At 43.3% G+C, this 18,582-nt stretch carries 21 protein-coding genes; 8 read left to right on the forward strand and 13 right to left on the reverse strand.

Features of this window, described 5'->3' with window-relative positions; translation table 11 throughout:
- Positions 1-92: 92 nt before the first annotated feature.
- The 8 genes from D6853_RS10120 to D6853_RS10155 all read left to right on the forward strand — a co-directional run bounded on the left by D6853_RS10120 (position 93) and on the right by D6853_RS10155 (position 5,236).
- A complete protein-coding gene (locus D6853_RS10120; protein WP_158588728.1) occupies positions 93-818 on the forward strand; it encodes a GGDEF domain-containing protein in 726 nt (241 codons plus the stop codon).
- Positions 815-1,792 carry a transglutaminase domain-containing protein gene (locus D6853_RS10125; RefSeq protein ID WP_120657882.1) on the forward strand — a complete coding sequence of 326 codons (978 nt, stop codon included), beginning with the start codon at positions 815-817 and terminating at the stop codon, positions 1,790-1,792. The genes D6853_RS10120 and D6853_RS10125 overlap by 4 nt, the downstream gene beginning before the upstream one ends.
- 30 nt (positions 1,793-1,822) lie before the next feature.
- Positions 1,823-2,887 carry a type II secretion system F family protein gene (locus tag D6853_RS10130; RefSeq protein WP_120657883.1) on the forward strand — a complete coding sequence of 355 codons (1,065 nt, stop codon included), beginning with the start codon at positions 1,823-1,825 and terminating at the stop codon, positions 2,885-2,887.
- 19 nt (positions 2,888-2,906) lie between these two features.
- On the forward strand, positions 2,907-3,251 hold the full coding sequence (locus D6853_RS10135; RefSeq protein ID WP_120657918.1) for a hypothetical protein: 345 nt from the start codon (positions 2,907-2,909) through the stop codon (positions 3,249-3,251).
- Positions 3,252-3,265: 14 nt separating this feature from the next.
- Positions 3,266-3,757 (forward strand): DUF4860 domain-containing protein, encoded by a 492-nt coding sequence (locus D6853_RS10140; RefSeq protein ID WP_120657884.1) that lies wholly within the window; start codon positions 3,266-3,268, stop codon positions 3,755-3,757.
- 3 nt (positions 3,758-3,760) lie between these two features.
- Entirely contained in the window at positions 3,761-4,294 is a 534-nt protein-coding gene (locus D6853_RS10145) for a type IV pilus modification PilV family protein (protein WP_120657885.1), read from the forward strand.
- A complete protein-coding gene (locus tag D6853_RS10150) occupies positions 4,291-4,695 on the forward strand; it encodes a hypothetical protein (protein WP_120657886.1) in 405 nt (134 codons plus the stop codon). Before D6853_RS10145 ends, D6853_RS10150 begins: the two co-directional genes overlap by 4 nt.
- Positions 4,696-4,873: 178 nt before the next feature.
- Entirely contained in the window at positions 4,874-5,236 is a 363-nt protein-coding gene (locus D6853_RS10155) for a response regulator (RefSeq protein ID WP_022764589.1), read from the forward strand.
- 185 nt (positions 5,237-5,421) lie between these two features.
- Here D6853_RS10155 and D6853_RS10160 read toward each other — a convergent pair whose 3' ends face one another.
- The 13 genes from D6853_RS10160 to D6853_RS10220 all read right to left on the reverse strand — a co-directional run bounded on the left by D6853_RS10160 (position 5,422) and on the right by D6853_RS10220 (position 18,545).
- Positions 5,422-7,362, reverse strand: coding sequence for an ABC transporter ATP-binding protein (locus tag D6853_RS10160; protein ID WP_120657887.1), 1,941 nt, complete (start codon positions 7,360-7,362; stop codon positions 5,422-5,424).
- A 13-nt stretch (positions 7,363-7,375) separates the two neighbouring features.
- Positions 7,376-9,124: an ABC transporter ATP-binding protein gene (locus D6853_RS10165; protein WP_120657919.1), complete on the reverse strand. Its 1,749-nt coding sequence runs from the start codon at positions 9,122-9,124 to the stop codon at positions 7,376-7,378.
- Between the two features lie 110 nt (positions 9,125-9,234).
- Positions 9,235-10,002 (reverse strand): tryptophan synthase subunit alpha, encoded by a 768-nt coding sequence (gene trpA, locus D6853_RS10170; RefSeq protein ID WP_120657888.1) that lies wholly within the window; start codon positions 10,000-10,002, stop codon positions 9,235-9,237.
- A complete protein-coding gene (trpB, locus tag D6853_RS10175) occupies positions 9,995-11,185 on the reverse strand; it encodes a tryptophan synthase subunit beta (protein WP_120657889.1) in 1,191 nt (396 codons plus the stop codon). The genes trpA and trpB overlap by 8 nt, the downstream gene beginning before the upstream one ends.
- 13 nt (positions 11,186-11,198) lie before the next feature.
- Positions 11,199-11,819, reverse strand: coding sequence for a phosphoribosylanthranilate isomerase (locus D6853_RS10180; protein WP_330542108.1), 621 nt, complete (start codon positions 11,817-11,819; stop codon positions 11,199-11,201).
- 15 nt (positions 11,820-11,834) lie between these two features.
- Entirely contained in the window at positions 11,835-12,620 is a 786-nt protein-coding gene (gene trpC / locus D6853_RS10185; RefSeq protein WP_120657890.1) for an indole-3-glycerol phosphate synthase TrpC, read from the reverse strand.
- On the reverse strand, positions 12,617-13,633 hold the full coding sequence (gene trpD, locus D6853_RS10190) for an anthranilate phosphoribosyltransferase (protein WP_120657891.1): 1,017 nt from the start codon (positions 13,631-13,633) through the stop codon (positions 12,617-12,619). The genes trpC and trpD overlap by 4 nt, the downstream gene beginning before the upstream one ends.
- A gap of 4 nt (positions 13,634-13,637) precedes the next feature.
- Entirely contained in the window at positions 13,638-14,207 is a 570-nt protein-coding gene (locus D6853_RS10195) for an anthranilate synthase component II (protein ID WP_120657892.1), read from the reverse strand.
- Positions 14,204-15,670 (reverse strand): anthranilate synthase component I, encoded by a 1,467-nt coding sequence (gene trpE / locus D6853_RS10200; protein WP_120657893.1) that lies wholly within the window; start codon positions 15,668-15,670, stop codon positions 14,204-14,206. The genes D6853_RS10195 and trpE overlap by 4 nt, the downstream gene beginning before the upstream one ends.
- A 452-nt stretch (positions 15,671-16,122) precedes the next feature.
- Positions 16,123-16,248 (reverse strand): Ltp family lipoprotein, encoded by a 126-nt coding sequence (locus D6853_RS15645; protein WP_147367739.1) that lies wholly within the window; start codon positions 16,246-16,248, stop codon positions 16,123-16,125.
- Positions 16,249-16,391: 143 nt separating this feature from the next.
- A complete protein-coding gene (locus D6853_RS10210; protein ID WP_120657895.1) occupies positions 16,392-16,976 on the reverse strand; it encodes an ABC transporter ATP-binding protein in 585 nt (194 codons plus the stop codon).
- Positions 16,973-17,095 carry a hypothetical protein gene (locus D6853_RS15550; RefSeq protein WP_256372403.1) on the reverse strand — a complete coding sequence of 41 codons (123 nt, stop codon included), beginning with the start codon at positions 17,093-17,095 and terminating at the stop codon, positions 16,973-16,975. Before D6853_RS15550 ends, D6853_RS10210 begins: the two co-directional genes overlap by 4 nt.
- Positions 17,096-17,114: 19 nt before the next feature.
- Positions 17,115-18,545 carry a hypothetical protein gene (locus D6853_RS10220; RefSeq protein WP_147367741.1) on the reverse strand — a complete coding sequence of 477 codons (1,431 nt, stop codon included), beginning with the start codon at positions 18,543-18,545 and terminating at the stop codon, positions 17,115-17,117.
- Between the last annotated feature and the right edge of the window lie 37 nt (positions 18,546-18,582).

The following is an 18,582-nucleotide window of genomic DNA, read 5'->3' on the forward strand; positions in this document are numbered from 1 at the left end:
GAAAGAAGTTACTAATAAACGGAAAATAGTGTAAAATCTTAAGTGAAGCAGCATTACCTTATTCTTATATTTTTATGAGCGGGAGAACAAATATGAAAGCTGATTTTTATTCAAAAAGTCAAAGAGCCAACATTTACAATTCCGTCTTTACTTATAAGGTGGTATCTCTTTTTATCTTGTTTGTTATAACGGTGATCCTAGCCTACAACTATAACAAGGACAAGAATCTTCTTTCCGGAGCCGGCGGAATAATAGGGCTTGTCACAGCTTCGATCATTCTTTTCGGTATCTCTATAATCCTTGATTTTTATATCCTGAAAAGAACGGCAGCTATAGGGATAAGGCTCAACAAAATGGCCTATCTCGACAGGCTCACCGGACTTCCTAACAGATACAGCTGCGACCTTTTGTTCGAAACCTTCAATGATTCCTACAAGCTTGAAAATGCAGGCTTTATTCTGATGAAGATAAACGATCTGTATAATGTAAATTCCAAAAAAGGTCACGCCCAGGGCAATGACCTCATTGCGGAGTTTTGCTATATCCTTGAAGACGTCGGCGAAAAGTACGGTTATGTCGGCAGAAACGGCGGAAACGAATTCATACTCCTTATGGAGGATTGCAATCCCAACAACGCCGATATGTTCCTTTTGGATCTCACCAAAAGACTTCACGGCTACAACGAGCTTGGCGTCGGCTCACCGATAGAGATCGCATACGCAAGAGTTCTCAACTCGGATGAAAAGGTTTCTAAAATATCCGAGCTTATTTCCAAAGCCTACAAGAAATTAAAGGAAGCTCCTCAGGTACTTTCATGAAACATAAACACCTTTGTTCATACCAAAACAGAATACTGCCTTTGATACTTATAACGACGGGCACCGTGATCATAAGCCTTACGGCATGCGTATCCTTTCATAAATCGACAGTTCCCGAGGGCTACGGAAATCTCGGAACCGAACAGGGCTCAAGAAGCAGCTCTCCTGTCTGCCTTGTCCCGACATGTCCCGGAACGGATACAAAAGAAAATGAATTCGCTCACGTAGATTATTCCAATTCTTCTGAGGGCTACATCGCAATACGCTATCTTGGCTCGTCTCCTAAAGTTAAACTGCAGGTAACCGGTCCGGATGAAGTTACTTACACCTACAATCTTAGCAATGATGTGCCCAAAGATGAGATATTCCCTCTTCAGTCCGGAGACGGAAATTATATAGTAAATGTTTTTGAGAATATCACTTCAAACAGATATTCTCTTGTCTTTTCCACAGAGCTTTCCGTTACACTAAAAAACGAGTTTACACCTTTTCTTTATCCCAATCAGTTCGTTGATTTCACGAAAGATTCTCTTGGGGTAAAAGAGGCTGAGACTCTGGCATATCCTTGTGACAACGACCTTGAAGTAATATCGCAGATCTACAATTATGTCATAGAAAACATCAGCTACGACCATGATAAAGCAAGCAACGTCGAATCCGGATATCTTCCCGATATCGATCAAGTTTTTACCGACAAAAAAGGCATCTGCCTCGACTACGCTTCACTTATGACAGCTATGCTCAGAAGTCAGAACATCCCCACCAAAATGGAGGTCGGATACGCCGGAACGGTTTATCACGCATGGCTCAGTGCCTACGTGGATGATATCGGATGGATCAACGGCATGATAGAATTCGACGGAGTCGACTGGTCCCTCATGGATCCCACATTTGCGTCAACGACCAAAAAGAGCAAGCTACGCTCCTTCCTAAATGACGAAGACACCAATTATTCGGTTAAATACATATATTGATAATTCCACAAAACTTTTTAGGAGAACCGCATGAACTCTACCGTTAAAAGTAAAAAGCCCAAAAAACTTAACAGCTATGAGATCTCGAGCTTTTGCAGACAGATGGCGCTACTTATAAAAGCAGGCATCGCTCCCGTGGACGGAATTCAGATCCTCATCGAAGATTCCAAGGACAAAGCCTCAAAAGAGATACTAAACAAGCTGAGCCACATATTAAAAAGCGGTGAGAAATTTCACGTTGCGCTAAAGATGAGCGAAGTATTTCCCGACTATGTGGTCCACATGGTGACCATAGGTGAAGAATCCGGAAACATGGACGTTGTTATGGAATCGCTCTCCGATTATTACGATCGACAGGAGTCGATCCGGGAGAACATCAAAAACGCCGTAAGCTATCCGCTTATCATGGTGTTTATGATGATGATCGTCATAACTGTCCTCATCGTCAAAGTTCTCCCTATTTTTGAACAGGTTTTCGCTCAGCTCGGAACCGGCATGAACGGCTTCTCGCAGTCGCTTCTGAATATGGGACTTGCGCTCAACAGATACTCTTTTGTCCTGATCGCACTCCTTGTGATACTCGCGGTGGCCTTCCTTTATTTCTCGCTTACAGAGCACGGCAAAAGAAATTTCAAAAAGTTTATCAAGGGCTTCGGGCCCACAAAACGCCTTGCAAGCGAACTTGAGAGCGAGCGCTTTGCAAGCGGAATGGTACTTACTCTTTCAAGCGGGATCGATACCTATGAGGGACTTAATCTCGTAAAAAAGCTTGTTGAGAGCAATGATATGAAAGAAAAAATAGACAAGTGCAGAACCCTTCTTCTTGACGGCGACAGCTTCCCTGAAGCCATTGAAAAGACCGGCATATTCACATCTTTTTACTCACAGATGGTCGCTGTCGGCTTTAAATCCGGTTCACTTGATAAAGCAATGCAGCAGATCGCGGATAGATTTGAAAAAGACACGCAAAGACGCATCTACTCTCTTATCTCCGTCCTTGAACCGACTCTTGTCATCGTGCTTTCGATAATTGTCGGAATGATCCTTATGTCGGTAATCTTGCCGCTTATGGGAATCATGTCAACGATTGGATAATACTGTTTGGGTAAAAGAAATGTCGAAAAGATTCAGATTCAAAGAAAGCTTAATATACGGCATCACAGGGGATTTCTACAGATGGTTTTCCGTAGTTATCTTTGTTCTTGTTGCCGTTTTTGTCTTCCTTGCGATTGATTCCTCAGGAAAAAACACCATCGAAAAACAGCAGGAATCCTTGGAAAACGCCCTCGCAAGGGACATTGTTCAGTGCTACGCGATAGAAGGTCGCTACCCTCCCAGTCTTTCATACATCAAGGAACACTACGGTCTTGTGTATGACGACAATACCTTTTTCGTTGATTATAGGCCGATCGCAGCCAATCTCTATCCGGACGTCACTGTAATCCGCGCCAATAAATAAAAGGAAATTATCTGATGGAACTTGAAGGAAAAAGATCTCACGTAATAGATACATTATTTGTGCTCTGTCTTCTTTTTCTTTTTATAATCTCCGCCGTCACCGTAATACTGATAGGTGCCGGAGTTTACAAAAAGAATGTGGAGGCCATGTCCGAAAACCACTCGCACAGGATTGCCTGCGCATATATCTCGGAAAAGATAAGGCAGTCCGACGTCAAAGGACGTGTGTTTACCGAGGAGGTTTTCGGTCAGAACACGCTTGTTTTGCAGGACGAAGTGGACGGAGTTCTTTATAACACCTATATCTACAACTACGACGGCTGTCTCATGGAGCTTTATGCAAGAAGCGACCTTGACGAGATCTATCCTCAGTCGGGTCAGAAAATTCTTAAGATAAGTTCTTTTGACATAAAAGAAATTGAGGATGCGTTCTTTAAAGTCTCGGTGACTTTAGATGACGGCACCGTTGAAAACTTTCTAATAACACGAAGGAGTGAAGACGCCTGAGCAATGAATTCTAAAAACAACGCCAGATCAAGTCTGTTCCTAATGGAACTTATAATAGCGGTATTTTTCTTTTCCCTGGCTGCGGCAGTTTGTATCAGGCTGTTTGTGAGCGCACATTTGACCGCGCAAAAAACGACAAACTTAAGCCATGCGACCGTATGGAGTCAGAATTTTTCAGAAGCCTTTTATGCCGGAAAAGGCGATATCGCTAGTATCGCGCAGGTATACCCTGAAGCCTATACAACCCAGGACAGTGTAATGCTCTTTTTCGACGATAACTGGAATATCTCGAAAAATGCAGGCTCCGAAGTCTCCTATGAGGCAATAATCACGACAAGTGAAAAAATAGCGAGCGAAGTGTACGGTGATGTCAGTGATTACGGCACGGAATACAAAGGAGAAGCAACAGTCGGAGACATTGCGATCATCGATATAAGAAACTATTCGGAAGTCCTATCTTCCATCCCGGATAATACCAAAGACATTATTTTTTCGTGCTCCGTTGATTATTACGAGCCGGGAAAGGGGGCAGAATGAGAAGTGAAAGCCGAAGCGCTTCCAGCGTAGGAAGTGCATCCATATTGCTGATATTTACTGTACTGTGCCTTATCTCTTTTGCCACACTTACCCTTGTAAACTCAAGAGCAGATTACAAACTAAGCAGCGACCTCGCTGAAAGGCAGACTGCCTATTATGAGGCTTGTCATAAAGGAAATGCATTTATTGCAGCAGTTAATTCGGGTTATGATCGTGAAGGCGGAAAAGACATACATAAAGAAAGTATACCAATAACCGATAGCCAATCGCTCGATATTACGATAATGTCAAATAGTTCAAAAAAAACATTCAATTCAAACAATAATTGTAGTATAATTCAATGGCAGATAGTCAATCACGGCGATTCCGACTATGATTACACACTTCCCGTCGCGGAGTGATTATGGTTATATAAAATAAAAGGTGAAATTTATCAAATTTTAATTTTTTATAATAACGATTTAACGCTCATAATCGAAATCATGTGGTACAATAGATTATGTACTGAACTACTTTTTTTCAGATAATAGAATTGCTTATATTTTTTTAGCAACTAAAAATACTTATTGGAGGTTCAATATGGGAAAAAGAATACTCATTACTGATGACGCCGCTTTCATGCGCATGATGCTCAAAGACATCCTTTCCAAGAACGGATACGAGATTGCCGGAGAAGCTGAGAACGGTAAGGTCGCTATCGAAAAGTATAATGAGTTGAAGCCCGACCTTGTAACTCTTGATATTACAATGCCTGAGCTTGATGGCATCGGTGCCCTTAAAGGAATTAAGGCTGCAGATCCCAACGCTGTTTGCATTATGTGCTCTGCAATGGGTCAGCAGGCTATGGTTATCGAGTCCATTCAGGCCGGAGCTAAAGACTTTATAGTTAAGCCTTTCCAGGCAGACCGTGTACTTGAGGCTGTTAAGAAGGCTATCGGCTAAAGTAATCACTTAGCGGCTGAGAGAACTTGCTGAGGTCTTTTCGAAGCTAGTTCGAACGTCTTCCGGCGAGGGTTTATCCCGAGAGCGGAAGTTCCTTGTTCTATGCTTCGCTACGAGAGTCGAACTTCCTTTTAATGACATTCAAAAGGGAATGCACAACTGCATTCCCTTTTTCATTTTCATTATCACGCCGTTTCCGGCTTCATTCCTGTATACAACTGATAATACCTTTGCTTCTTCGCAATGAGCTCATCGTGAGTTCCTTGCTCTACTATTCTGCCCTGCTCAAGAACTATGATGCAATCACTGTTCCTTACGGTTGAAAGTCTGTGGGCTATAACGAACGTTGTTCTGCCCTTCATAAGCTTATCCATACCGTCCTGAACAATTTTCTCCGTTCTTGTATCAATCGAAGATGTAGCTTCATCAAGAATAAGAACCGGAGGATCTGCGATAGCGGCTCTTGCGATAGCAAGGAGCTGGCGCTGACCTTGAGAAAGATTGGCTCCGTCACCCGTAAGCATCGTATCGTAGCCTTCGGGAAGTCTTTTTATAAAGCTGTGAGCATTTGCGAGCTTGGCAGCCGCAATAACCTCCTCATCCGTCGCATTTAACTTACCGAATCTTATGTTATCCGCAACCGTTCCCGTAAACAGATGTGTATCCTGTAAAACAATTCCGAGAGAACGTCTTAAGTCGGCTTTTTTGATCTTGTTGATATTTATGTTATCGTATCTGATCTTACCGTCCTGTATATCGTAAAATCTGTTGATAAGATTAGTTATCGTAGTCTTTCCGGCGCCCGTAGATCCGACAAATGCAATCTTCTGTCCGGGTGTCGCATGAAGTACGATATCGTGGAGAACCATCTTATCATCCGTATATCCAAAGTCTACGCCGTTAAAGGTAACATCGCCTTCCATCTTCTGATAAGTTGTCGTATTCGTAGCCTTGTGATAGTGCTTCCATGCCCAGTGTCCCGTGTGATGATCGGCTTCAACAATCTCACCGTTCTTTTCCTCGCAGTTCACAAGAAGAACATATCCGTCATCTTTCTCGGGCTCCGCATCAAGAAGCTTGAAGATACGATCCGCTCCGGCAAGAGCCATAATGATCGAGTTAAACTGCATGCTGACCTGGTTGATCGGCATACTGAAATTTCTGTTAAATGTAAGGAAGGATGCAAGCGCTCCGACCGTAAAACCTACTGCAATATTATCTGAAAGAGCTATAGCACCGCCTATCATTGCGCAGATAACATAGCTCGTATTACCAAGCTGAGCATTGATAGGTCCAAGCGAACCCGAATATGCATTGGCTTTAAATGCGCTGTTACAGAGCGCCTCGTTAAGCTCATCAAACTTCTCTATATTCTCTGCCTCGTGATTAAATACCTTAACTACTTTCTGCCCCGTCATCATCTCTTCGATATAGCCGTTAAGCGCACCGAGATTCTTCTGCTGATCCACAAAGTTCTTTCCCGAAGCCTGGGTAGCCAATGCAGAGCAAATCATCATAACAACTACCATTACAAGTGTCACGAAAGTAAGAGGTACACTCAGAATACACATAGATACAAAAACACTTACTATCGTGATCGTACTGTTTATAAGCTGAGGAATACTCTGACTTATCATCTGACGAAGAGTATCGATGTCATTGGTGTAGATAGACATGATATCGCCGTGAGCATGAGTATCAAAGTACTTTATCGGAAGACTCTCCATGTGAACAAAGAGCTCCTCACGAAGCCTTTTAAGCGTTCCCTGATTGATATATACCATCACTTTTGACTGAGCATAAGCCGCAAAAGCACCAACGGCATAGAACACCGCAACTCTTGCTATTGCCATAAGAAGCGGTCTGAAATCATTGCTTCCGCTATCCAGCATAGGCTGTATATATGTATCTATGAGACTCTTAGTAAAAAAAGTTCCCTGAATGCTCGAAAATACCGTCAAAATGATACACACCAAGACAATTATCATATGAGCGGGATAATACTTAAAAACATATCCCAATATTCTGACCAATAATGCTCCCGGATTTTTAATCTTCGGCGCAGGCATTCCGCGCTTGTTACCGCCGCCCGGTCCGACTTTTATTTCTTTAACCTGTTCTGCCATAACAAAATCCTCCTTAAGCCTGCTTATCGAAGTCTGCGTCGGCGCTTGCGCCCGTCTGTGACTCATAGACTTCTCTGTAAATAGTGTTGCTCTCAAGGAGCTCTTCATGCGTTCCGAATCCGCTGACCTGTCCGTCGTCCATAACTATTATCCTGTCACAATCCTGAACAGATGCAATTCTCTGTGCAATGATAAGCTTGGTCGTACCCGGAATCTCTTCCGCGAAGGCCTTTCTTATCTTGGCATCGGTCGCCGTATCAACTGCGCTCGTAGAATCATCAAGAATAAGGATCTTCGGCTTTTTAAGAAGCGCTCTTGCTATACAAAGTCTCTGCCTCTGGCCGCCCGAAACATTGGTTCCGCCCTGCTCTATCACAGTGTCGTATCCGTCAGGCATTTTTTCTATAAATTCATCTGCACAGGCAATCTTGCAGACTCTTATGCAATCCTCTTTTGTTGCGTTCTTATCGCCCCACCTGAGGTTCTCAAGTATTGTTCCGGAGAAAAGAACGTTCTTTTGAAGCACTACGGAAACCTGATCCCTAAGCGTTTCAAGATCGTAGTCTCTTACATCAACTCCGCCGACTGTGACTGCACCCCCGGTGACATCGTACAGGCGGCTGATAAGATTAACAAGCGAAGATTTCGCAGAACCTGTTCCTCCGATGATTCCTATGGTTTCACCCGAATGAATCTCAAGATTGATATCTTTTAAAACAGGCTCTTCGGAGTCCTTGTTATATGCAAAAATAACGTGATCAAAGACGATACTTCCGTCCACTACTCTATTTATAGCTTTTTCTTTGTTTGTTATATCAGTCTTTTCCTCGATTACTTCGGCAATACGATTTCCGCTCGCCTGTGCCATTGTAAGCATTACAAAGATGATCGCGAGGAACATCATGCTCATAAGGATATTCATGCAATAGGCCAGAAGACCCATAAGGTCGCCTGTAGAAAGGCTTCCTCCGACGATCATATGCGCACCCACCCAGCTGATAAGAAGGATGCATGCATAAACCGTAGCTGTCATCATGGGACCCATCTTGATAATGTTCATCTCGGCTCTTACAAACATGTTGTAGATATTGCCTGCTGCCTTTTTGAATTTATCGTTTTCATAGTCCTCACGAACATATGCTTTAACAACTCTTATCGCAGATACATTCTCCTGAACGCTCTCATTAAGACTGTCGTACTTTTCAAAAACCTCTTTGAAATAAACGGTAGCCTTGCTCATAATGATCACCATGAAAAAAGCAAGGATAATGACCGCAACAAGATATATCGATGCAAGCCTGGGGCTTATGATAAATGACATGATCATCGCAAAGACAACAGTTGCGGGCGCTCTCATCGCCATTCTAAGTATCATCATGTATGCATTCTGAATATTGGTGACATCGGTCGTAAGTCTTGTTACAAGTCCCGATGTAGAGAATTTGTCTATATTTGAAAAAGAAAAGGTCTGAATGTTGTCAAACATGGCCTTTCTGAGATTCTTGGCTAATCCCGTAGATGCCTTTGAACCGTAATATGCGCCTCCTATTCCGGCTGCAAGTCCAAACAATGCTATGACAAGCATCATTAAACCTACCTTGAAGATGTAGATCATATTTCCGCCGTATATACCGTTATCAACGATCTTACCCATGAGTTTAGGTATTATCATCTCCGCCGCAACTTCTCCTATCATGCAAAGCGGCGTCAAAACGGATACCAGCTTGTATTCTTTAAGTTCTTTAAGTAAAGTCTTAACCATACGCTTTTCATCTCCCATTCATGTAACCTACATTTTTAATGATAACAAAAGACTCCGCGAAAAAAAAGCGGAGTCTTCCTCTCTAATTCTAAATTTAATATAAAACAAATTTACATAGCTGCTTTCATGGAATGTACATACTCTCCAACATACTTGGGAGCATCTTTTCCGTACTTTTCAAGAAGCTTTACTATCGCGGAACCTACGATAGCGCCGTCCGAAACGGCTGACATCTTGGCAGCCTGCTCGGGAGTCGATATTCCAAAGCCGATCGCACAGGGAACATCAGTGTTCTCTCTTACAACCTTAACTATGGATTCAAGATCAGTCTTGATCTCCGATCTTGTTCCGGTTACGCCAAGGCTTGAAACGATGTATATAAAGCCCTTCGCTTCCTTGGCTATCATAGCTATCCTGTTCTCAGAAGTAGGTGCAATGAGTGAAATGAGATCAACGTCATACTTCTCACAAACAGGCTCAAACTCATCCTTTTCCTCAAACGGAAGATCGGGTAAGATCAGTCCGTCAATTCCTATTTCCTTGCACTTACTTATAAAGCGCTCCGCGCCGTAGGAAAAGACAACGTTAACGTATGTCATAAATACCATGGGAGTCGAAACTTCTTTTCTAAGATCGATCACCAGGTCAAAGATCTTATCTGTAGTAACGCCGCCTGCAAGAGCCCTTACGTTGGCGCCCTGAATAACGGGACCTTCCGCTGTGGGATCGGAGAAAGGAATTCCGAGCTCTATAAGATCCGCTCCGTTATTGCAAGCCTCTATTACCGCTTTCTTGGTTGTCTCAAGGTCGGGATCTCCGCAAGTTATAAATGCGATAAATGCCTTTCCGTTTTCAAATGCTTTCTTTATATTACTCATGGATGTCCTCCCCTCTGTAACGTGCGATCGCAGCGCAGTCCTTGTCGCCTCTTCCCGAGATCGTGATAACCATGATCTTGTCTTTATCCATAGTACCTGCGATCTTCATTGCATGAGCAACGGCGTGAGCCGACTCGATAGCGGGGATGATTCCTTCAGTCTTTGAAAGATATTCAAAAGCGTTAACAGCTTCATCATCGGTAACAGCGACATACTCTGCTCTTCCCGTATCGTGAAGGTTGGCATGCTCAGGTCCTATTCCGGGATAATCAAGTCCCGCGGATATAGAATAAACAGGTGCGATCTGTCCGTATTCATCCTGACAGAAATATGACTTCATTCCGTGGAATACGCCAAGCTTACCTGTGTTGATCGTAGCTGCGGTCTCAAATGTATCGATTCCGCGTCCTGCTGCCTCGCAGCCGATAAGTCTTACATCTTTGTCTTCGATGAAATTGTAGAAGGTTCCGATAGCGTTGGATCCGCCGCCTACGCAGGCCATGACAACATCGGGAAGCCTTCCCTCTTTTTCAAGGATCTGCTCCTTGATCTCCTTGGAGATAACGGACTGGAAGTCACGAACAATAGTGGGGAACGGATGAGGTCCCATAACGGAGCCAAGGCAGTAATGCGTATCATCTATTCTTGAAGTCCACTCTCTCATTGCCTCCGATACAGCATCCTTAAGTGTTGCAGTTCCGCTTGTTACAGGGATTACTTCAGCGCCCAGAAGTCTCATTCTGTATACGTTAAGAGCCTGTCTCTCCGTATCCTCTTTTCCCATAAAAACGACACATTCCATTCCCATAAGTGCCGCTGCGGTAGCAGTTGCGACGCCGTGCTGACCCGCGCCCGTCTCCGCGATAAGTCTTGTCTTACCCATCTTCTTGGCAAGAAGCGCCTGTCCGAGTACGTTGTTGATCTTGTGAGAACCTGTGTGATTAAGATCCTCTCTCTTAAGATAGATCTTGGCTCCTCCGAGGTCCTTGGTCATCTTCTCGGCATAGTAGAGTCTTGAAGGTCTGCCCGCATATTCGTTAAAAAGAGTCTGAAGCTCTTTATTAAACTGCTCATCGTTCTTGTACCGGTTATAAGCCTTCTCAAGCTCTATCACCGCATTCATAAGTGTTTCGGGAATGTACTGTCCGCCATGTATTCCGAAACGACCGTTCATATTTGTCATGACTTTTCCTTCCTTATTTCCTGTTTCTGACTATATTTACAAATTCCTGCATCTTTTGGCTGTCCTTGACGCCGTCCGTCTCTATACCGGAGCTTACGTCAACAGCAAAAGGTGTTATCGCATCAAGCGCTCCTTCTATATTGGATAGATTAAGACCTCCCGCAAGGAAGAACTCCCTATCCGCTTCTTTAAGAAGTTCCCAGTCAAAAGAGCTTCCGGTGCCCTGTCCGGAATCGAGCAAAAGCATATCTGCACTGCTGCCCATAGCAGCTATGATATCACTTCTGTCCTTTATCTGAAAAGCCTGTATCACGGGTTTGTCCGTGACAGCCTTAAGCTCTTTTATATAGCTCTCATCCTCGTTTCCGTGGAGCTGTGCGATATCGATTATCCCTTCATCCAAAAGATCCTTGATGATATCGATGCTCTCATCGACGAAAACTCCAACCGCTTTTATCGAACAGTCGAGCAAAGCCTTGAGCTCTTTAGCCTTTTCCTTATCAACTTTTCTCTTACTCTTTTCCCAAAAGACAAAGCCTATATAATCGGGCTTACACTTATTGGCAGCCTCAATATCTGCTGGGCGTGAAAGCCCGCACAGCTTTATCTTAGGGATGTGATCATCTTTCTTCATATATAATCCTCAAAGTCAAACCAGCTTCGATTTAAGCTCTTTTAACTTTTCCTTCTTATCATCCGCCCTCATAAGCGTCTCGCCGACAAGCACCGCATCCGCACCGATCTCGGAAAGCTTTTGTACATCTTCCGCAGACTTTACACCGCTCTCAGAAACAAAGATCACATCATCGGGGATAATGCTTCTGAGCTTTGCGCTGTTGCCCGTATCAACGGTAAAGTCCTTGAGATTTCTGTTGTTTACACCGATGATCCTTGCGCCTGCTGCGACAGCAACCTTAACCTCTTCCTCGTCATGAGCTTCGACAAGAGCCGATAATCCAAGCTCATCGCAGATACCAAGGTACTCTTTTATCTGCTCGGAACTTAATATGGAACAGATCAAAAGAACCGCGGATGCGCCGAGGAGCTTGGCCTCGTATATCATATACTCGCTTACCGTGAAGTCTTTTCTAAGGCATGGAATCGAAACATTTGCCGCTATTTCCTTAAGGTAATCATCCTTTCCGAGGAACCACTTGGGCTCAGTCAATACCGATATGCAATCGGCTCCCGCCTTATCATACTCTTTTGCTATATTAAGATAATCGAATTCTTCCGCAATGACGCCCTTTGAAGGTGAAGCCTTTTTGCATTCACAGATAAAAGAGATTCCGGGTTTTTTAAGACTCTTTTCAAAAGAAAAATCTCCCTTCGGAAGCTCATAAGCTTTTTTCTTAAGCTCTTCCAAAGATACTTTTTTCTCTGCCTCTTTTACACGCTCCTTGGCGTATGCGGCTATCTCATCAAGAATTGTCATCTGTTACTTACCTCAATTATTTTGCCGAGTGTTTCAAGTGCCTTGCCTGAATCAATAAGCTCTGCGGCAAGCTCAACGCCGGCCTTTATGGAATCAGCCTTTCCGCCGATGTAAAGAGCCGCACCTGCGTTCATAAGAACTGCATCACGCTTAGGTCCCTTAACGCCCTTTAAGATGTCCTTAGTGATCTCTGCGTTTTCTTCAGGAGTTCCGCCTACGAGATCCTCTTTTTTGCACATCTGAAGTCCGAAATCAGAAGGCTTGATAGTATATGATTTGTACCATCCGTCGTTGATCTCGCAAACTGTTGTGGGTGAGCTCATTGAGATCTCATCGAGCTTGTCCTGTCCGTAAACGACCATTCCTCTCTTAACGCCGAGGCTTACAAGAACTCTTGCAAGGGGCTCAACGAGGTACTCATCGTACACGCCGAGAAGGAAAAGCTTGGGAGAACAAGGATTTGTAAGAGGTCCAAGGATGTTGAACACTGTTCTGAAGCCGAGCTCTTTTCTGATAGGTCCTACATACTTCATTGATGTGTGATACTTCTGAGCAAAGAAGAAGCACATTCCTGCTTCCTTAAGAAGCTCTATGCATTTCTCGGGCTCCTGCTGGATGTTTACTCCGAGAGCTTCGAGGCAATCTGCTGTTCCGCACTTTGAAGAAGCTGCTCTGTTTCCGTGCTTGGCAACCTTCATTCCACCTGCTGCAGCGACGATAGCTGATGTTGTTGAGATATTGAAGCTGTGTGCGTTGTCTCCGCCCGTTCCTACGATCTCGAACACGTCCATATCTGTCTCGACTTTGGTTGCATGCTCTCTCATAGCTGTTGCACAGCCTGCGATCTCATCTGTGGTCTCTGCCTTTGCACTCTTTGTTGAAAGAGCTGCAAGGAAAGCCGCATTCTGTGTGGGAGTTGTCTCTCCTCCCATGATCTCATTCATAACTGCATATGCTTCATCATATGTGAGGTCTTCTTTGTTTACGATTTTTACGATTGCTTCTTTGATCATGGTCTTATTCTCCTTTAATAAAACTTCTTAGCATATTTTTACCATCCAAAGTCATGATTGATTCGGGATGAAACTGTACTCCGTAAATGGGATATTCCTTGTGCTCTACCGCCATTATCTCGCCGTCGTCCGTTACCGCGGTAACCTTAAGACAATCGGGCATTGTGCTTGCATCCGCCGCAAGTGAGTGATATCTTGCGACCTTGGCTTCTTTCGGACAATTTTTGAAAAGCTCGCATGAATTGTCGAATGTCACCGTCGATTGTTTGCCGTGCATAAGCTCTTTTGCATAGGTGATTACCGCTCCGTATGCCATGCAGATCGCCTGATGGCCGAGGCACACACCAAGTGTCGGGATCTCTTTTCCCAAAGTCTTGGCAACCTCCACTATGATCCCTGCATCCTCCGGCCTTCCGGGTCCCGGTGAAAGGATGATTCTGTCGGGCTTAAGTGCCCTGATCTCATCGATCGTCATCTCATCGTTACGGATGACTTTTATGTCGGGGTCTATCTCTCCGACGTACTGAAAGAGGTTATAAGAAAAGCTGTCGTAATTGTCTATGAGTAATATCATTCTTCCACCTCCTGTGCCATCTCAAGTGCCTTGAGTGAAGCCTTGGCTTTATTAAGGCACTCTGCGTATTCCTTTTTCGGATCTGAATCAGCAACGATTCCGGCACCGCTTCTTACAAAGACTCTTCCGTTTTTCTTGTAAGCAAGTCTTATGGCTATGCATGTGTCCATATTTCCCGCAAAATCGATGTATCCGATCGCTCCGCCGTAAATTCCTCGCTTGTTGTTTTCAAGCTCCCCTATGAGCTTGCAGGCCTTGATCTTGGGTGCTCCCGAAAGAGTTCCCGCAGGAAGGATCGCATCTATCGCATCAAATGCATCTTTTCCCTCCTTGATCTTTCCTCGCACTGTGGATCCGATGTGCATTACATGTGAGAATCTGAGGATATCGTGAAGGCTCTCAACTTCTACCGAGCCAAACTCGCTTATCTTTCCGATGTCGTTTCTTCCAAGGTCCACGAGCATGTTGTGCTCGGCGAGCTCTTTTTCGTCAACAAGGAGCTCTTTTTCCAGGGCCTTGTCTTCTTCCTCAGTCTTTCCTCTGGGTCTTGTTCCCGCAAGAGGGAAGGTGTGAAGAATGCCGTCCTCAAGCTTAACGAGCGTCTCAGGTGATGCGCCCGCAACCTCCACGTCGGTTCCCGCGAAGTAGAACATGTAAGGCGAAGGATTGATAGTTCTGAACATGCGGTAGGCATTTAATAAGCTTCCTTCATAGGGTGCCGATAATCTGTTTGAAAGAACTATCTGGAAGATATCGCCTTCCTTGATGTGCATCTTTCCTTTTTCGACCATCTCACAGTACTCTTTTTCAGAAAAAAGAGCTGTCACATCGCCTGTAAGTCTTCCGCTGTCGTCCTTTTTCTTTTCACCTTTTTCTATAAGAAGCTTAAGCTGTCTGAGTTCCGTAACCGCTCTGTTGTAGCCGCTCTCTCCGTCCTTTGTCTGCATGTTTACGATTAGGACGATCTTCTGTCTTACGTTGTCAAAAGCGATCACTTTGTCAAAGAGCATCAGGTCTATATCCTTGAATGCATCGGAATCTTCAACCTTGCTTTTTGCGGTAGGTTCGCAGTATCCGAAGTAATCAAAAGCGAAATATCCGACGAGTCCGCCTGTGAAGGATGGAAGATTCTCAAATCTTGGGCTCCTGTGCTCAGCCATGATCTCGCGAAGGTACTGAGCGGGCTTATCTGTCTTTACAGTCTTGCCTCCAATCTGCATCTCGCCGTCCTTGCAGGTGATCTCTAGCTTTGGATCGTAACCAAGGAATGTATAGCGTCCCCAAGTCTCATCCGCCTGTGCAGATTCAAGCATGTAGCAGTGCTCAGATACGTTCCTAAGCTTCCTCATGGTCTCTATCGGTGTTATGAAGTCCGATAAGATTTCCATGCTGACAGGGATCACATCATATTTCTGCGTTGCTGCGATTTTCTTTACTTCTTCAAGTGACGGTGTGATGTTCATGGGTTTGGTTCCTTTCGTTTATATTTGTGCAAAATAAAAGCCCCTGATAGAACTACTATAGTTCTATCAAGGACGAATATACTTTATCCGCGGTGCCACCTTGATTTCATGGTTTCCATGCGCTTAGCGAGATACCAACATATCTCCGGCAACTGACGTATGCCTTTACGTTGTGGAATACTCGGTAAGATAAATCAGAAGATTTCCTATCTTGCTTTTTGATCCACACCCTCAGCGGTCCATTTGACAACTTGTTTCATGCTCGGCTCTCAGCACCCCGGGCTCTCTGTGTTGGCATCATTGCCGTTATCTCCGCTTCAACGGTTTATAATTATTTACTTAAAGAGAATTTTATACTCTCATTTATGATGTGTCAACCAGAATATTTCAATCTTTAATCACTCATAGATACAACTGGACAAATTCAAAGTAAAGAATCCTCTACTAAATATTTATTCCAAATGATCAATGGCATATTGTGCCTCTTCTGCAGTAAACTTTTCTCCATCAGTGACCTCATCGCAGTGCTTGCACTGTGTGCGACTTTTTATAGTCTTGGTTACATGTTTGGAAGGCATGATTCCAAGACACAAAAATAACCGCCCATTGTCACGGCCATGACTGAGCGGTTATTTTATAATTGCTTAATTTAATCCGGGGCTAACCGTCTATCGGTAGCACCTTTACTGTATGATAACACTAATAATGATATTGTTCAATATTATGTTGTTAGCGTCACTATCCTTCCAAATTCAAGTCCTGTCGTATCACGTGACGCTATGACAAGGGATCCCGATCCCATTTTATCTCTGACAAAAGATATCGCTTTATCACGTATATCTCCTGACAGCCCCTCAAACGGCTCATCCATGATAAGAACGTCACTTGGGATGCAGCACGCCCTTACTATGCATACAAGGCGTCTCTCTGAAGGAGTCAGCTCTTTTACCGGTATATCTACTTTGTCCTCAGGAAGAAGCTTGCACAGCTCTTCTCGAACCGTCTGCTTGAACACTTTCTTACTTACCAGCGAGCAATTTGTCACTGCAGAAAAGCTATCACAGAGTCTGTCCTCTTGGAACACCACTCCTGCATTTATATACGGGTATTTGTAATCCCCAAGGAGTGTCACTTTTCCTGCATCGGGAGTCTCAAGCCCCAGGATGATCCTAAGCAGAGTGGTCTTTCCACAGCCGCTCTCTCCGGTTAATATATAGCTGTGCTCATCCTCAATATTTATATTGAAATCATCAAGGATCTTCTGTCCGTTAAATGCTTTCGATATGTCTTTTACCTCGATTATCATCTGCTGCTTCCTTTCAAAAAAGATAATAATTCCGGCAAGTATATGTATCTGATAACTCTGCTCTTAGGTATACGGTACACTTTCGCCATCTCCAAAAGCTGCTTTAATTTAGCGGACATTTTTATTCTCCTTTATCATTCATGAGTTTGTTATTTCAATTGCATCTCTGCCTGCACCGTAACCCGATCTGTAGTATGTCAATCCACGGCCTTTAACCCATTCATAATGACAATACCAACCGCTTTCGATTGCCGTGTTCCACATTGCAAAGATGCACTTATCATCTTCATGAGTAATCTCAACTTGATAAACTTCTCCGATTATCTTTGAATAATCATCATCAGAAGCTACCACGATTCCGTCATTAAAAAACTCTTCCTCGGAAGGTGTTCCGTTTTCTTCCAACATCAAATATATATTATCTTTAGTCACAAGGAAACGTCCTAAATTCAATCTATCTCCCTTGTCAGTCCCGCTTATTTCAGGACTCTCATAACCAATTGAGATAGAATATACTTCTCCCGAATCATACTCTGCGATTTTCTCGGTCTTAACTTCAACTTCGGATACTGCTTCATCAAGTAAATCCGTCACTTCATATGTATCTACAGTTTTAGTTCCGTCAAAAAACACATTTTCGCTACTGATAATCTCAGCTTCATCTAATTCAACTGAAGTCGCTGTGATAGTCGATACCGGCGAAAAAGTATTTTTATCATAAACATAAGCTATTTCAAAGTTTTTATGCTTATTTTCCAACATATACTGCATCTGCTCATCAGTAACATGTACTGTTATAAGCATTTCATATTCTACACCATCCTCCGAACCAACATATTCTACCCCAACCAGGCCCTTATCCATCACATAGTCATCACCACTGAAATACACCTTCACTTTATGAGCTGCCTCGTCTCCATGTTCGTATTCGGTAACATCCTCTGTTTTGATTGACACAATACTATATCCATCAAAACAGCTATAGGGATTTCTTTCCAGCACTGCTGTAATAACAAATTTCTTTTCCTCTTTGCTCCCTTTTTTAAAGAAATCAGCATCAGCTTTTAGAACAATACTTTCGCCTTGCTCTTCATATTCATAGTTGGTGATAGTATAAGCGACCAGTGGACTGTTCTGTGATTCCAAACAGTTTATCTTTTCATTTTCTAAGGAATCAAAAATCGCATATTCCCCTGTCAAAGAATAATTAATATACTCAATTTGAGTCTTAGTCATTAACCCATCTTGTTCTTTTAGAATCTTCTTTTTATAGTCATATCCATCAAACATGCTTTGGATATAGTTTCTTAAGAAAAAATCCTGCCATCTTTCATCCGAAACTATCAAATTATCGTAATCAGAATATGATGACAAAACTTGAATGGCCGCTCTTAAGTCGGGCTTTAATTCAAAGCCATTTTCATACGTATACTCTGATACTCCTAATTTTTTATAATCAAATGGTTCATTTTTACTATCATTAGTATTATTGCACCCACTTATTAGTATAGCGCCTAGAACTATTGCACATGTAATTATTCTAGTTTTTTGTTTTAGTCTTTTTTCCATACTCATCATATAAACTTTAGGAACTATTTATCATTCC

The sequence above is a fragment of the Butyrivibrio sp. X503 genome, assembly GCF_003625475.1.
GTDB lineage: Bacteria > Bacillota > Clostridia > Lachnospirales > Lachnospiraceae > Butyrivibrio.

Excerpts from the sequence above, each read along its gene's own strand:
- D6853_RS10145 (WP_120657885.1), top strand. The coding sequence starts at position 3,761 with ATGAATTCTAAAAACAACGCCAGATCAAGTCTGTTCCTAATGGAACTT.
- D6853_RS10220 (WP_147367741.1), bottom strand. The coding sequence starts at position 18,545 with ATGGAAAAAAGACTAAAACAAAAAACTAGAATAATTACATGTGCAATA.
- D6853_RS10125 (WP_120657882.1), top strand. The coding sequence starts at position 815 with ATGAAACATAAACACCTTTGTTCATACCAAAACAGAATACTGCCTTTG.
- D6853_RS15550 (WP_256372403.1), bottom strand. The coding sequence starts at position 17,095 with ATGTCCGCTAAATTAAAGCAGCTTTTGGAGATGGCGAAAGTGTACCGT.
- D6853_RS10140 (WP_120657884.1), top strand. The coding sequence starts at position 3,266 with ATGGAACTTGAAGGAAAAAGATCTCACGTAATAGATACATTATTTGTG.
- trpE (WP_120657893.1), bottom strand. The coding sequence starts at position 15,670 with ATGAACATCACACCGTCACTTGAAGAAGTAAAGAAAATCGCAGCAACG.
- D6853_RS15645 (WP_147367739.1), bottom strand. The coding sequence starts at position 16,248 with ATGCCTTCCAAACATGTAACCAAGACTATAAAAAGTCGCACACAGTGC.
- D6853_RS10180 (WP_330542108.1), bottom strand. The coding sequence starts at position 11,819 with ATGAAGAAAGATGATCACATCCCTAAGATAAAGCTGTGCGGGCTTTCA.
- trpD (WP_120657891.1), bottom strand. The coding sequence starts at position 13,633 with ATGATCAAAGAAGCAATCGTAAAAATCGTAAACAAAGAAGACCTCACA.
- D6853_RS10130 (WP_120657883.1), top strand. The coding sequence starts at position 1,823 with ATGAACTCTACCGTTAAAAGTAAAAAGCCCAAAAAACTTAACAGCTAT.
- D6853_RS10150 (WP_120657886.1), top strand. The coding sequence starts at position 4,291 with ATGAGAAGTGAAAGCCGAAGCGCTTCCAGCGTAGGAAGTGCATCCATA.
- D6853_RS10120 (WP_158588728.1), top strand. The coding sequence starts at position 93 with ATGAAAGCTGATTTTTATTCAAAAAGTCAAAGAGCCAACATTTACAAT.
- D6853_RS10210 (WP_120657895.1), bottom strand. The coding sequence starts at position 16,976 with ATGATAATCGAGGTAAAAGACATATCGAAAGCATTTAACGGACAGAAG.
- D6853_RS10155 (WP_022764589.1), top strand. The coding sequence starts at position 4,874 with ATGGGAAAAAGAATACTCATTACTGATGACGCCGCTTTCATGCGCATG.
- trpB (WP_120657889.1), bottom strand. The coding sequence starts at position 11,185 with ATGACAAATATGAACGGTCGTTTCGGAATACATGGCGGACAGTACATT.
- trpA (WP_120657888.1), bottom strand. The coding sequence starts at position 10,002 with ATGAGTAATATAAAGAAAGCATTTGAAAACGGAAAGGCATTTATCGCA.
- trpC (WP_120657890.1), bottom strand. The coding sequence starts at position 12,620 with ATGACAATTCTTGATGAGATAGCCGCATACGCCAAGGAGCGTGTAAAA.
- D6853_RS10135 (WP_120657918.1), top strand. The coding sequence starts at position 2,907 with ATGTCGAAAAGATTCAGATTCAAAGAAAGCTTAATATACGGCATCACA.
- D6853_RS10160 (WP_120657887.1), bottom strand. The coding sequence starts at position 7,362 with ATGGCAGAACAGGTTAAAGAAATAAAAGTCGGACCGGGCGGCGGTAAC.
- D6853_RS10195 (WP_120657892.1), bottom strand. The coding sequence starts at position 14,207 with ATGATATTACTCATAGACAATTACGACAGCTTTTCTTATAACCTCTTT.
- D6853_RS10165 (WP_120657919.1), bottom strand. The coding sequence starts at position 9,124 with ATGGTTAAGACTTTACTTAAAGAACTTAAAGAATACAAGCTGGTATCC.